General features: G+C 66.6%; 14 protein-coding genes. 8 read left to right on the top strand and 6 right to left on the bottom strand.

Features of this window, described 5'->3' with window-relative positions:
• Positions 1-436 precede the first annotated feature (436 nt).
• Complete coding sequence (locus ABD260_RS30100; RefSeq protein ID WP_344238925.1) at positions 437-1,450, bottom strand: ABC transporter substrate-binding protein; 1,014 nt, start codon at positions 1,448-1,450, stop codon at positions 437-439.
• Between the two features lie 103 nt (positions 1,451-1,553).
• A complete protein-coding gene (locus tag ABD260_RS30105; protein WP_344238927.1) occupies positions 1,554-2,447 on the bottom strand; it encodes a phosphotransferase enzyme family protein in 894 nt (297 codons plus the stop codon).
• 303 nt (positions 2,448-2,750) lie between these two features.
• On the opposite strand from ABD260_RS30105, the gene ABD260_RS30110 reads away from it, so the two are divergent.
• Positions 2,751-3,998 carry an MFS transporter gene (locus ABD260_RS30110; protein WP_344238929.1) on the top strand — a complete coding sequence of 416 codons (1,248 nt, stop codon included), beginning with the start codon at positions 2,751-2,753 and terminating at the stop codon, positions 3,996-3,998.
• Positions 3,999-4,020: 22 nt separating this feature from the next.
• Here ABD260_RS30110 and ABD260_RS30115 read toward each other — a convergent pair whose 3' ends face one another.
• Entirely contained in the window at positions 4,021-5,007 is a 987-nt protein-coding gene (locus tag ABD260_RS30115; protein ID WP_344238931.1) for a TerC/Alx family metal homeostasis membrane protein, read from the bottom strand.
• A 335-nt stretch (positions 5,008-5,342) separates the two neighbouring features.
• On the opposite strand from ABD260_RS30115, the gene ABD260_RS30120 reads away from it, so the two are divergent.
• Positions 5,343-5,885 carry an ATP-binding protein gene (locus ABD260_RS30120; protein WP_344238933.1) on the top strand — a complete coding sequence of 181 codons (543 nt, stop codon included), beginning with the start codon at positions 5,343-5,345 and terminating at the stop codon, positions 5,883-5,885.
• The gene (locus tag ABD260_RS30125; protein ID WP_344238935.1) at positions 5,882-6,388 is read left to right on the top strand and encodes a GNAT family N-acetyltransferase; all 507 of its coding nucleotides are present in this window, start codon (positions 5,882-5,884) and stop codon (positions 6,386-6,388) included. The genes ABD260_RS30120 and ABD260_RS30125 overlap by 4 nt, the downstream gene beginning before the upstream one ends.
• A gap of 87 nt (positions 6,389-6,475) precedes the next feature.
• Here the strand turns inward: ABD260_RS30125 and ABD260_RS30130 are convergent, their stop codons facing one another.
• Genes ABD260_RS30130 through ABD260_RS30140 form a run of 3 tightly spaced genes read right to left on the bottom strand, consistent with a single transcriptional unit; the run spans position 6,476 to position 7,760 of the window.
• Positions 6,476-7,213 (bottom strand): hypothetical protein, encoded by a 738-nt coding sequence (locus ABD260_RS30130; RefSeq protein ID WP_344238937.1) that lies wholly within the window; start codon positions 7,211-7,213, stop codon positions 6,476-6,478.
• A gap of 2 nt (positions 7,214-7,215) precedes the next feature.
• Entirely contained in the window at positions 7,216-7,617 is a 402-nt protein-coding gene (locus tag ABD260_RS30135; RefSeq protein WP_344239187.1) for an RNA polymerase sigma factor, read from the bottom strand.
• Positions 7,542-7,760 (bottom strand): RNA polymerase sigma factor, encoded by a 219-nt coding sequence (locus ABD260_RS30140; RefSeq protein ID WP_344238939.1) that lies wholly within the window; start codon positions 7,758-7,760, stop codon positions 7,542-7,544. The genes ABD260_RS30135 and ABD260_RS30140 overlap by 76 nt, the downstream gene beginning before the upstream one ends.
• Positions 7,761-8,000: 240 nt before the next feature.
• On the opposite strand from ABD260_RS30140, the gene ABD260_RS30145 reads away from it, so the two are divergent.
• From ABD260_RS30145 to ABD260_RS30165, 5 genes are all read left to right on the top strand, one after another.
• On the top strand, positions 8,001-8,549 hold the full coding sequence (locus ABD260_RS30145; RefSeq protein ID WP_344238941.1) for a TetR/AcrR family transcriptional regulator: 549 nt from the start codon (positions 8,001-8,003) through the stop codon (positions 8,547-8,549).
• On the top strand, positions 8,546-10,117 hold the full coding sequence (locus ABD260_RS30150; protein ID WP_344238943.1) for an MFS transporter: 1,572 nt from the start codon (positions 8,546-8,548) through the stop codon (positions 10,115-10,117). Before ABD260_RS30145 ends, ABD260_RS30150 begins: the two co-directional genes overlap by 4 nt.
• A 174-nt stretch (positions 10,118-10,291) precedes the next feature.
• Positions 10,292-10,705: an RlpA-like double-psi beta-barrel domain-containing protein gene (locus ABD260_RS30155; protein WP_184834674.1), complete on the top strand. Its 414-nt coding sequence runs from the start codon at positions 10,292-10,294 to the stop codon at positions 10,703-10,705.
• A gap of 13 nt (positions 10,706-10,718) precedes the next feature.
• On the top strand, positions 10,719-11,321 hold the full coding sequence (locus ABD260_RS30160) for a cell wall protein (RefSeq protein WP_344238946.1): 603 nt from the start codon (positions 10,719-10,721) through the stop codon (positions 11,319-11,321).
• Position 11,322: 1 nt separating this feature from the next.
• A complete protein-coding gene (locus ABD260_RS30165) occupies positions 11,323-12,144 on the top strand; it encodes a MauE/DoxX family redox-associated membrane protein (RefSeq protein ID WP_344238948.1) in 822 nt (273 codons plus the stop codon).
• Positions 12,145-12,251: the final 107 nt, after the last annotated feature.

Consider the following 12,251-nt stretch of genomic DNA (forward strand, 5'->3'; position numbering starts at 1 on the left):
CTCAGCCAAATCACCACCCGCCTAGGCCTGTAACCCCCGCGCCGGTGGATATCCACCCGGGTTGTGGGTTCTCCACCGGTACACGAGTGGAGAACCCACAACCCGGGTGGATATCCAGCACAGCAACGAACACAGCACGCGGGTCGCCCGTACACACAATTCACCAACCAGTTGAGCACGCAGGATGAAGAGCGCGCTTGAGCACGCGGGGATGCACCGTCCGCCGGTCCGCCGGTCCGCTCACACAGCATGCACAACAAGCGGGACGGGCCACCGCACGCATCAACCGGCCGTCCGCCCGCTCCAGGAACACCCAGCCAGCCGTCGAGCCCGCGCTCAGCGCCCAACCCCCCGGCGCCAGCCGGAACCTAGATGCACAGCGCTGAGCCAGGGGTGGTGGGAGCACGGGATGTACTCCGTACGCGTCTTCTGGCTGTCAGCCCTTTTCGGCGAGTAGTTTTTGCAGGTCGTTGAGGACTGACATTGCGCCGATCGGGCCCAGGCCCAGGAACCAGACCTCGTCGTCCACTCGCGCCGAGTTGCCCGACTTGACCGCCGGGATCGTCTTCCACAGGTTTCCGTTCACCACCTTGGTTTCGTCAGTGGTGTCGGGCTTTCCGTAGCTGGAGTAGAAGATCCGGTCGCCGGCTGCCTGCCCGATGTTCTCCTGGGAGACCTCGACGGCAAGATCTTGCACGTCCTGGAGCTTCGGTCGCGGCAACCCGACGTCCTTCAGGATCACGCCGATGAAGGACAGGTTCCCGTACAGCCGGATCTCCCCCGGCCGGAAGCGCACCAGCGAGATCGTCGGCGACCCCTGCACCTTCGACTTCACCTCGTCGGCGCGCTTCTGGTAGTCGTTCAGGACCTCGGTGGCCTTGGTTTCCTCCCCGAGCGCGTCCGCGACCAGGAGGAAGTTCTCCTTCCACGGGAACCCGGGCCGGATGCTGAACACGGTCGGCGCGATCGCGCTGAGTTTCGGGTACAGGTCTTTCGCGCGGAGTTTGCTGCCGAGGATCAGGTCCGGTTTGAGCTGGGCGATCGCCTCGAGGTTCAGCTCGCTGATCCCGCCGACCGTCTTGATGCCCTGCGCCCTGTCCGCCAGGTACGAAGGGACGCCGTTCTGCCCCGCCGTCGTCGCCATCCCGACCGGCGTGATCCCGAGGGCGAGTACGTCATCGAGCTCGCCACTGTCCAGTACGACGACCCGCGCCGGCTTCTTCTCGAGCTGCACCGAACCGATCGCGTCCTTGACGGTCCGCGGGAACGCCCCAGGCGCCGCGTCCGAGCCAAGTTTCGCGGTCTCGGCGTCGGCGGTCTTGAACAGCCGCCCACCGGTCGCGACTTCCTTGTCCCCGACCCCGGTGTCGGCACTCTTCGTGTCTCCGCCACCACACCCAGCCACCAAAAGCAAGGCCGACGCCACGACGATTCCCATCAGCTTCTTCACAACCGCCGACCCTACACAACAAAGGTTAGGCAGCCCTAACCAGTCCCACTTTGTGTACCTACCGTGTATCCGCAGCCGCGAAAACGCGTGGTGGGTTCACAAACTAGGTTCGGTCGAGCTGGCGGACGATCATCGGTTCGTTGAAGGTGCCGCTCTGTTGGGCGGTCCAGAGTTCGGCCATCACCATCAGCACCCGCAGCACGACCTGCAGCGGCTCGATCGCGGCCAGCTCATGCTCGGTCAGCGGATTCACAGTCGCCGCCTGGTACCCGGCAACCAGCTCCGGCGCACGATCGACCCGGGCAATCACGAGCTCCCAGGCGCGGCTGTCCGGATGACACAGGTCGAAGTCGATCACGCCGGCGAACCGTCCGGTCTCGTCGAAGTGCAGGTTCCAGCTGGCGAAGTCGCCATGCACGACGGTCCGCGGCAGGTCCAGAAGCGCATGCTCGACGACAAGCTCCTTCGCGTACGCCATCGCGCGCACCGACCGTTCGGCGAGATCGGGGCGCTGCGCAGCGAGCAGTTCGATGCCGCGATCCCAGCCTTGGAACTCCCCCATCGCGTCCAGATCCGCCGCCGGAAAGAACCCCGGCCGCGTACCGGCATCGAGATCGAGCGAACGCAGATCGGCATGCAAGCGGGCGAGGATCGCACCACGTTCATGCTGCTGCGCCACGGTCTCGTCGCGGTGCGGTTGCCCGGGTACGAAACGCGTGACCGCCCAGAGCCGCTCCTCGTACCGAACAGGACCGGCAACCACCCCCGGTACGCACCAACCGCGTGCATCAAGGTGATCGAGCACCGCGCGCTCGAATCGCAGATCTACCTCGGTGTGCAGCAGGTGATACCGCCGCAGGATCAGGTGCTCGCCGCCGCGCGTCCACAGATGCCAGTTGCCGTTGCCGACAGACTCGTCGTCCCCGGGACGGGTGGGTTCGAGCCGATCGGCGTCGAGACCGAAGCTGTCCAGGGGCGGCGTACGCGGAAGCGGCATCAGGTCATCGTCGCAGGCCGCACTACTCGGCGGCGACAGAAAAACCTGACCCGACCATCACGGGGGAACGGCCGGGCCAGGCACTTTCGATGATACCTCTGATCCCCAGTCGCCCGCGCGATATTGAGCGGCGGACGCGCCGTGGTCTGCCCTATTCTGTCCGGCATGCGTCGTAGTTCCTGAAAGCGCACTCGCCGTGCGCAACGTCCAAGCGTTCGACCGCGCTAGTGCTCCGCCCCGGGGCGCCAGTTCTGCCTGGTCGCGCTTTGTCCTGCCCGCGCCCGCTTTCAGGAGCACCTTCGCATGGCGTTCTACCGATCCGCCGAGCCCGTCCGGACGTACTACGTCTACAACGCCGCGCTCTCCTTTCTCTTCGCACTGTCCTTCACCCTCAGCGCGGTGTACTACGTCCGCGACGCCGGACTGAACCCGCTCCAAATGGTCCTCGTCGGCACCGTCCTCGAACTGTCCTGCTTCCTGTTCGAGATCCCGACCGGCATCGTCGCCGACCTGTACAGCCGCCGGCTCTCGCTCGTCATCGGCTTCGTGCTGATCGGCGCCGGCTTCCTGCTTCAGGCGCTGGTGCCGGCGTTCCTCGCGATCCTCGCCGCGCAGGTGCTGTGGGGCATCGGTTTCACCTTCACCTCCGGCGCCGATCAGGCCTGGATCACCGACGAGATCGGTACCGAGCGGGCGGCCGGGGTGTTCGTCCGCGCGCAGCAGTTCGAGCTCGGCGGCACCCTCGTCGGTACGGTCGCGGCCGGCGTACTCGGTCTGATCAGCCTGCCGTTGCCGATGATCCTGTCCGGTGCCGGGATGGTCTTGCTCGGACTCGTCCTGCACGTGGTGATGCGCGAGCAGAACTTCCACCGCACGCCGCGCGAGGAGCGGGAAACGTTCCGGCAGATGGCCGACACGTTCCGCAGCGGTCTGCACGCGGCGCGGCGGCGTCCGGTCGTACGCACCTTGGTGATCATCAGCCTGGTCGCGGGTCTGTCCAGCGAAGCGTTCGACCGGTTGTGGTCGGTGAAGCTGCTGACCTTCACCTTCCCGACTGTGTTCGGTACGTCCGACCCGGCCGTCTGGTTCACCATCTTCGCCCTGGCCGGCACGTTGCTTTCACTCGGCACATCGCTCACGCTGACCCGCTTCGTACCCGGCCTGCTGAAGTCGTCGCATCCCACCGGCGTACTCGCGACCCTCGCGCTGCTGCAGGTAGTCGGCGTGACCACGTTCGCGCTGGTCGGCAACCTGTGGTTCGCGCTGGCCGCGCTCTGGCTGCGCACCGTCGCCGACACGGTCCGGATGCCGATCGAGTCCGCCTGGCTGAACCGGCACGTCGAGTCGCGGTCCCGCGCGACCGTGATCTCGATCGTCTCGCAGGCGAACGCGATCGGTCAGGTCGCGGGCGGCCCACCCCTCGGCGCCCTCGGCCGTACGTCACTGCGCGCCGCCCTGCTCACCTCCGGCCTGATCCTGGCCCCGATCACCGCCCTCTACCTGCGCCTCGGCACCAGGCGCACAGCCGACACCGAGTCGGTGCCCTCCTGAGCTGCGGATCTGCAGATCCGGTCTACTCGTCGATCTTGACCCGGATCGCCTCGCGGCGGTTGTCGCGCGCCGACTTCGCCAGACTGACCACCGTGGTGACGAACAGCGTGCCGACGATGAACCCGAGCGACGTCAGGATGCCGATGTGCGGCAGGTGGATCGCGCCGATGTCGTCGATGTGCGAACCGTGCAGCGCCTCGATGATCAGCTTGACGCCGATGAACGCGAGAATCACCGACAGCCCGACGTTCAGGTAGACGATCCGCTCCAGCAGGCCACCGATCAGGAAGTACAGCTGCCGCAGGCCCATCAGCGCGAACGCGTTCGCGGTCAGCACGATGTACGCGTCCTGGGTGAGCCCGAAGATCGCCGGGATCGAGTCGAGCGCGAAGATCACGTTCGCCATCCCGATCGCGCCGATCACGATCACCAACGGGGTGAGCATCCGGCGCCCGTCGACGCGCGTGGTCAGGTTCGCGCCGTCGTAGTCGTGCGTCAGCGGAAGGACACGGCGCATCAACCGCAGCCCGGCATTCTCCTGGAAGTCGGCTTCGTCGTTCTCGCCTTCGAGTACGAGCCGCACCGCCGTGTACACGAGGAACGCACCGAAAATGTAGAACACCCAGCTGGCCGCCGAGATCGCCGCCGCCCCGGCCAGGATGAACACCGCGCGGAGCAGCATCGAAACCACGATGCCGATGTACAGCACCTTGTCCTGAGCCAGCGACGGTACGGCGAACCGCGCCATGATGATCACGAACACGAACAAGTTGTCGACGCTCAGGCTGTACTCGGTGATGTACCCGGCAACGAACTCACTGCCGGTCTGCCCCGGGCTGAACACGAACAGCCCGACCGCGAACAGCCCCGCGAGCCCGACGTAGAACAGCACCCAGCGGGTCGCGTCCTTGATCGTCACGGTGTGGTTCCGGCGCGCGATCACGACCAGATCGAACGCGACAATCGCGAGCAGCCCGGCGATCGTGAGCACCCAGACAACTGGGGACATGACGGAAACCATGACAAACCTCCGGACGTCGGCGTACCGCTGCGTGGTCCGGAGGTCTCTTCCACCCTGACTGGTCCGCGTACGCGCCCAGCCCGGGCCGGCAGCACCGGTTCGGCCGCCCAGGCCTCCCGTGATGACGACACTGCCACCTCGAACCGCACCCGAAGGCCCGGTCCCAGGGGAATACTCCCCTCCTCAAACGCGCCAAGTGTATCCGCTCCCAATAGGACCGCTCACCCAACCCGCTCTCCATGGATCGTATACCGCATACAGCCTCCAATGCTAGCGTCCACTTACAGCTGGCTTCGCCCGCTTACCTGGGAGGATCGGCTGACATGAGGCCTGTCGTCGTGGTGATCACCGGCCCCGTCGGCGTGGGCAAGAGCGCGAGCATGCCGGCTCTCGCCGGACTGCTGGCTGAGCGGGGCGAGGCCGTGGCTGCGATCGACCTCGACAGCCTCCGTACGCTGTGGCCGGACGATCCCGATGACCCGTTCCACACCCAGCTCGCCTTGACCAACCTCAGCGCGATCTGGCCGAACTTCGCCGAACGGGGCGCCCGTTGGCTACTGCTCACCGACATCGTCGAACATCCCAGCCAACGCAGCGTGTACGAAGACGCGCTCCCCGGCGCGCTGATCGTCATTCTCCGGTTGGATGCCCCACTCGATCGGGTACACGAACGGTTGCACCGCCGCGAGTCCGGCGAATCACTGGCCTGGCACCTGCACCGCAGCACCGAACTGCACGGCATGATGACCGAACGTGGCGTCGGCGACATCGTCGTCACCGTGGATGATCACGACCCACTCCAGGTCGCCACCCTCATGCTCGCGGAGATTCAGCGGTACCAGGAGAAAGCCGGCGAGCTGACATGACCGAGCCCACCCACCTTCGAGCCGCAATGCCCGGCGAAGGCGACGCCCTCGCGGAGCTACACGCCCGGTCCCGAGCCGCCTACTACGGCGCCGGCGGCCATCACGTGGCAACAGTTCCTGACGACATGTACCGCGAGACGTGGCGAAAGATGGTGGCGGATTCCCGACTCACCGTCCTGGTAGCCGTCATGAATAGTGACCTCGTCGGCGTACTCACCCTGGATGCCAACGGAGTGTTTCCAACCAACGCACCACACGAGCCCCGCATCCGGCTGGTTGGGATCTTCGTCGAGCCTGGTCAGTGGTCGAGCGGTGTCGGCAGCGCCCTGATGCAACGCTTCCTCTCCACCGCACGCCACGCCGACGCCGTGGGCGAGGTCGACGTCTGGGAACGCAACACTCGTGCCATCCGGTTCTACGAGCATCACGGCTGGACCCGCGACGGCACATCACGCCCGGGCCCGGCCGACGCGGACTACATCGGCTTCGTACGACGTCCCTGACCGGCCCACCTGCGCCAACTCCAGCTACAAGCACAGCTGGCAACGCCCGTCGTACGCCACACCACCGCCGGCCGAGGGGCGTGGGAGTTAGCGGTTGAGGGTGGATCTCCAGTTGGCGGCTACCGATGGGGTGTACGGCTGGGTGAAGCCGCCGCAGCCGGACCAGCCGATCGGTATGCCCTGACGTTGGTTCGCGCCTGATACCAGCAATCTGGTGCCTACGCCGTAGCGCAGGTCTGGTACCGCCCACTCGCCGGTGGGGAACAAGGAGATGGTCACCCGCGGCCCGCGACCGCCGCGGAACCACTCGTGGACGGCGAAGGCGACCTGCACGCGTCCGAACCGAGCGTCCGGCCCTTCGTTCACCGGCTTGACGCTTTCGACCGTGCCGTCGAACGCAAAGGAAGCACGGGTGAGAGTGGTCAGGCTGTAGCCCACGACGCAGCTTGCCCGGCCGGATTGCGAGCTGGCGGGCGCCGTCGGTCGCGGACTCGCACTCGGACCAGCGACCGGTCCAGACGACGATCCGTCCACCAGTACGACGATGGCGACAACCGCAGCGACCGCAGAAAGCGCACCCGCGAAAACGTACCCACGCTTCAACCGACGGGACCGAACCGGCACGACAACAGCTCGCTCTTCCTTGGCTGCTCGGTGGACTGCGGCGCGGGTTGCTTTGAGTACGTCCGGGCGTACTGGGCTGACCTCGCCCGCCGCGACGAGAAGGTCCCAGCCGTCGAGGTCTGCCGTCGGCTCGCGTGGATGATCTTCTCGGCCTGATGCAACCTCGTCTGGATGACGTCCTGGGCTTGATGGGTCAGTCATGGCTAGGGACCTCCTTCGTTCTCGCCCAGTACTTGATGAACCTGGCCGAGGCGTTCGCGAGCGCGGTGGAGGCGGGAGCGCGCCGTACCAGCGGGGATGCCCAGCACGCGAGCCGCATCGCTCGGACTGAGCTCCTCCCACGCCACCAACAGCAGCAACTCACGCTCAACCTCGGGCAACGCCATCAACGCGTCCCGCAGCGCATTGCCCGCCGCGACCGCATCAAGCCGGGCGTCGACGGCCGACCAATCGGTGCCCGCGGTCGGGTCGGTGGTTGGTACGTCCTGCTTGCTCACGCGGCGGTAGTGCGCGAGGAGCGTGTGCCGCGCTATCCCGAAGATCCAGGTCCGGGCAGTACCGCGGTCGGGATCGAACGTGCGCCGACTCGCAAGGCGGCCAGCCAGACGTCGGCCAGGAGTTCATCGGCCGCGTACGGAGCGCGGCGGGCCAAGTACGCGTGCACCGCCGGCCCCAGCCGCTCGACCAGCGGCTCGAACGCCGCGGGCGTGACGCGCGACCGCACGAGAAGCTCGTCGTCCGCCTCCACAACTCCCCCTCACCCACCACCCGACCGTCACAAGCTACTTGTCACCAGCCGCCGGCAGCGTTCGCTGGGTACCGAAGGACAGGTAGTGGTGGATCCCCACCTAGTGCACCTGAGCGTGGCGGCGCCTTTGCGTACGGTGTCTCGCCGGTGCACTACCTGTCGTTCGGTACCGCTCAGCGCAGGACGGCGGAGACCCTCTCGAATGAGACATAGATGTCTCAATTGAGGTATCGTTGTCTCATGGTTGTGGATCGGGTGCAGGTTTTGCGCGATGCGGCGGGGCTGCTGATGCGGAAGTCGGGGGCGACGCTGGATGAGGTGGCACGGGCGGCTGGGATCAGCCGGGCGACGTTGAATCGGCACTTTGCCGGGCGGGATGCGTTGGTTCGGGCGCTGGAGGATTTGGGGATTGCCGAGTGCGAGGACGCACTGGCGAAGGCGCAGCTCGAGGAAGGTTCGGCGGCCGACGCGGTGCGGCGGATGATCCGGGAGCTGGAGCCGTCGGCGGGCCTGCTCGCGTTCCTCTACAGCGAGAACCAGCTGTTCGAGGGCGATGAGCAGAACGAGGGCTGGGCGCGACTGGACGCGAATCTGGTCGCCCTGTTCCGGCGTGGGCAGGAGGCCGGCGAGTTCCGTCTGGAGCTCAGTCCGATTTGGCTGGCCGAGGCGGTATACGGGCTCGTGGTGTCCGCCGCCTGGTCCATCTCCGAGGGCCGACTGGCCCGCAATGACTTCACCACCATGATCGCAGAGCTGCTGCTCGGCGGTGCCGTACGGAGAGACACATGACGCAGCAAGTAACCCCGGGCAACACCAGTCCGGACAACAACAGATCAGGCAGCAGCTCGGACGACGCGGTCGTAGCGCGGCCGGGACGCTGGTTGGCGCTGGCAGTGCTGGTACTGGCGGTCTTGCTGATCGCGGTCGACTCGACCGTACTCGGCCTGGCGACGCCCTTCCTGACCGAGGATCTGAAGCCGTCCGGTACGCAGTTGTTGTGGATCGGTGACGCGTACTCGTTCGTACTTGCGGGCCTGCTCGTGTCGATGGGCAGTCTTGGCGATCGCATCGGCCGGAAGCGGATCCTGTTGATCGGTGCGACCGCGTTCGGTGCGGTGTCCGTACTGAACGCGTACGCGACCTCCGCCGAGCTCATGATCGCGGCCCGCGCCCTGCTCGGTGTTGCCGGTGCCACGCTGATGCCCGCGACGCTCGCGTTGATCCGGAACATCTTCCACGACGCGCGCGAGCGCAGTCTCGCGATCGGTATCTGGGGCGCCGCCGCGTCGGCCGGAATGGCGGTCGGTCCGATCGTCGGAGGCGTACTGCTGGAGCACTTCTGGTGGGGTTCGGTCTTCTTGATCAACCTGCCCGTGATGGCGGTGCTGGTCATCGTCGGCGCCAAGCTGCTGCCCGAGTCGCGCAACCCGAGCCCAGGCCCTTGGGATCTGACCAGCGTCGTACTGTCGATGGTCGGCATGATCGGCGTCGTCTACGCGATCAAGGAGTTCGCCGCACACGGCTTCGACTGGGCGCCGCTGGTTGCCGGTGTGATTGGCGCGCTCGGGCTGTACGGGTTCGTTCGCCGCCAACTGCGCATGCCGGTACCGCTGCTCGATCTGAGCCTGTTCCGCAGCCGTGGGTTCAGCAGTGCGGTCGCGGCTGATCTGCTGACATTGCTCGGTCTGTCGGGGCTGATCTTCTTCCTCTCGCAGTACCTGCAGCTCGTGCAGGGACGCGGGCCGATGGAGGCTGGCCTGGCCGAGCTGCCCGCAGCGGTCGGTTCGGTTGTGGCTGGGCTGCTCGCTGGGCGCGCGGCGCGGCGGTTCTCAGTACGGGCGGTGGTCGCCGGCGGCTTGGCAGCTATCGGCTTGGCGTTGGCTGCGTTGACAACGGTCAGCGCGACTACTGGATACCCGTTGCTCGGTGCGGCACTGTTGTTGGTCGGTGCGGGCGCTGGGTTCTCGTTCACTGTCACCGCGGACGTGATCCTGACCGCTGTACCGAAAGAGCAGGCTGGTGCGGCGAGCGCGGTGTCCGAGACGGCGTACGAGCTTGGTGCGGCACTGGGAATCGCTCTACTCGGGTCGATCGTCACCGGGATCTACCGCAACTTCCCCAGCCCTGCGGGTACGCCGGCTGGGGCGCACGAGTCGCTTGGCGGTGCGGTTGAGGCCGCCGGGCAGCTGCCGCCTGAAGTAGGGGCCGCGCTGCTCGACGCGGCTCGGCAGTCGTTCGCGAGTGGAGTGGCGACCGCGGCCGGGGTCGGTGCGGTCGTACTGCTGGCCACCGCCGTCGCCGCCTGGTTCCTGCTCCGCGGCCAAAGCCTCAGCAACGACACCGCACCCGAGCACTAACCACTTCGGCTGGCCCTGGGCACCCACCGCCCGGGGCCAGCTGCACGCGGACACCGACGCGAACGGCAGGCAAAAAGTTTCCGTTTCTTGGCTGAGCCCTGGGAGATTTCGCCGAATCGGAGTACAAACGAATTCTGTAGGTCTTACCGCCCCTAGGCCTAGGAGGAATTTGTCATGGCCGGTATCAATGCCGAAGCCTCATGGTTCTGCTGTGGGAACGCATGGGGACCCTGCGCAAGCACCGGAAAAGGTGCCTGCGGTACGTGCAACTCCGGGAACTTCCAGCACGCGTGGCCGAACACGTCCGACGCGTGCTACGCCATCACCCACCCGGACACCTGCGGGATCACCGGGATGACCCGGCGTACCTGTGGGTTCAAGCACGCCACGACCAACCTGTGCAACGGGAAACGGGTGGTCACGTCGATCGCGGACTGTGGTCCGCAGACCGACCTGTTCTGTGGTGAACGCGCCTGCTGTGGTGGGACGTGCGCCGCCAACCGGGTGATCGACCTGACCCCGGCCGCGTTCTCCGCGATCGCGAGCCTGAGCAACGGACTGATCCCCGCTTCGATCGACGTCGGCTGAGAGGAGAGCTGAGATGACCAGCACGATGAACCGCCGTTCCCTGCTCTCCCGGGCCGCCCTCGGCGCGACCGGTTTGGTCGCCGCCACCGCGATGGGTTCGCTCGCCCCGGAGACCGCGTTCGCCGCGGGGATGCAATACCCGGACGCCGGCCAGCCGGATCCGAACTTCGCTGAAGGACTGATCACCGGCCGGAACCAGGATCTCTTGCGGGTCCAGGGATCTGACGGCCGGATGCACCGGATTCAGCTCACCGGCGTGACCAGCGTCTGGAAGTTGCGTCCGACAACGATCGCCGACGCGAAGATCGGCGACGGCCTGTACGCGCGCGGTGTACTGATGCCCGATGGTGTCCTTGCCGCCGAAGCAGTCTGGATCAACATCGTCAACCTGACCGTCGGCATCACGTCGATCAGCCGCAGCAGTGTGCAGCTCGATCACAACGGTCAACGGGTCGTCGGACATGTGCAGTCCGGTTTCACCGCGGCCGCGTACAACGGGACGCCCGCGGTCACGGACCTGTCGATGCTCAAGGTCGGTCGGCACGCCCAGGTGATCGGCGCCTGGCGACCCGGGACGAACGAGATCGACATCGCGACCATCTACACCTCGAACTGACATGGGTGCCGGACAAGTCGCGGCCGCTCAGCCGCTGCTGATCGGGTTGCTCCTGCTCTGGTCGTCGTACGGGAAGTTCGCTGATCCCCAGCAGGCGGAGCGTACGGCGCTCCCCCGGCTGGTCGGTGAGTCGCGGGCGACCGGAGCGTACCGAACTGTCGCGGGGATCGAGGCGTTGGTTGCCTTGGCCCTCCTACTTCCACCGGTCTGGACCATCGAGGCGATCGCCGCGGCGGTGCTGGCGGCTGGGTTCACCGGCTTCCTGGTGTACTCGAAGATCGTCGTACCGGAAGCGTCCTGCGGTTGTATGAAGGCGTCTGCCAAACCCGTTGGCGGCCGTGCGATCGCTCGCGCTTTGTTGCTACTGGCAACCGCTGTAGTCGCAATTCCGGCCGCTGCAGGCTGGTGGTCGGCGGGGCCTGGCTTGGTGGTACTTGTCGCCGAAGCGGCAGTCTTCGCGATGCTGTCCGCCGAGCTCGACCGGTACTGGCTGCTCCCGCTCCGCAGATTCCGGATCGGGCTCAGTCATCCACTGGCAGGTACGGCGTCCAGCACCGCACCGCTCGCCGCGACCCAACGGCGGGTGCTGCTCAGCCCGGCGTACCGGGCGGTTGACGGGCTACTGCGCTCCGATATCCACGACTACTGGGACGACGAGGACTGGCGCTATCTGAGTTACGTCGCCCGGTATGACGGCCGCGCGGCAACCGCCGTGTTCGCCGTGCCGCACCGGAACACCACGCCGGAGTCGATCCGGGTCGCCGTCGTCGACGAGACGTCGGGGCTGACCCTCTACCGGCCGGCGGTGCTCGCCACCGTCTGATGGCCCGGATCTCCAGGCCATCACCATCGAAGGTCCGCCGCCCCCGCCACGCTCACCGTGGCGGGGGCGGCGGCCTTGTGATGGCCTGCGGATCCGGCACCCCATTG

Source organism: Kribbella hippodromi (genome assembly GCF_039531045.1).
Classification (GTDB): Bacteria; Actinomycetota; Actinomycetes; order Propionibacteriales; family Kribbellaceae; genus Kribbella; species Kribbella hippodromi.

Excerpts from the sequence above, each read along its gene's own strand:
- ABD260_RS30105 (WP_344238927.1), bottom strand. The coding sequence starts at position 2,447 with ATGCCGCTTCCGCGTACGCCGCCCCTGGACAGCTTCGGTCTCGACGCC.
- ABD260_RS30110 (WP_344238929.1), top strand. The coding sequence starts at position 2,751 with ATGGCGTTCTACCGATCCGCCGAGCCCGTCCGGACGTACTACGTCTAC.
- ABD260_RS30115 (WP_344238931.1), bottom strand. The coding sequence starts at position 5,007 with ATGTCCCCAGTTGTCTGGGTGCTCACGATCGCCGGGCTGCTCGCGATT.
- ABD260_RS30120 (WP_344238933.1), top strand. The coding sequence starts at position 5,343 with ATGAGGCCTGTCGTCGTGGTGATCACCGGCCCCGTCGGCGTGGGCAAG.
- ABD260_RS30125 (WP_344238935.1), top strand. The coding sequence starts at position 5,882 with ATGACCGAGCCCACCCACCTTCGAGCCGCAATGCCCGGCGAAGGCGAC.
- ABD260_RS30130 (WP_344238937.1), bottom strand. The coding sequence starts at position 7,213 with ATGACTGACCCATCAAGCCCAGGACGTCATCCAGACGAGGTTGCATCA.
- ABD260_RS30145 (WP_344238941.1), top strand. The coding sequence starts at position 8,001 with ATGGTTGTGGATCGGGTGCAGGTTTTGCGCGATGCGGCGGGGCTGCTG.
- ABD260_RS30150 (WP_344238943.1), top strand. The coding sequence starts at position 8,546 with ATGACGCAGCAAGTAACCCCGGGCAACACCAGTCCGGACAACAACAGA.
- ABD260_RS30155 (WP_184834674.1), top strand. The coding sequence starts at position 10,292 with ATGGCCGGTATCAATGCCGAAGCCTCATGGTTCTGCTGTGGGAACGCA.
- ABD260_RS30160 (WP_344238946.1), top strand. The coding sequence starts at position 10,719 with ATGACCAGCACGATGAACCGCCGTTCCCTGCTCTCCCGGGCCGCCCTC.
- ABD260_RS30165 (WP_344238948.1), top strand. The coding sequence starts at position 11,323 with ATGGGTGCCGGACAAGTCGCGGCCGCTCAGCCGCTGCTGATCGGGTTG.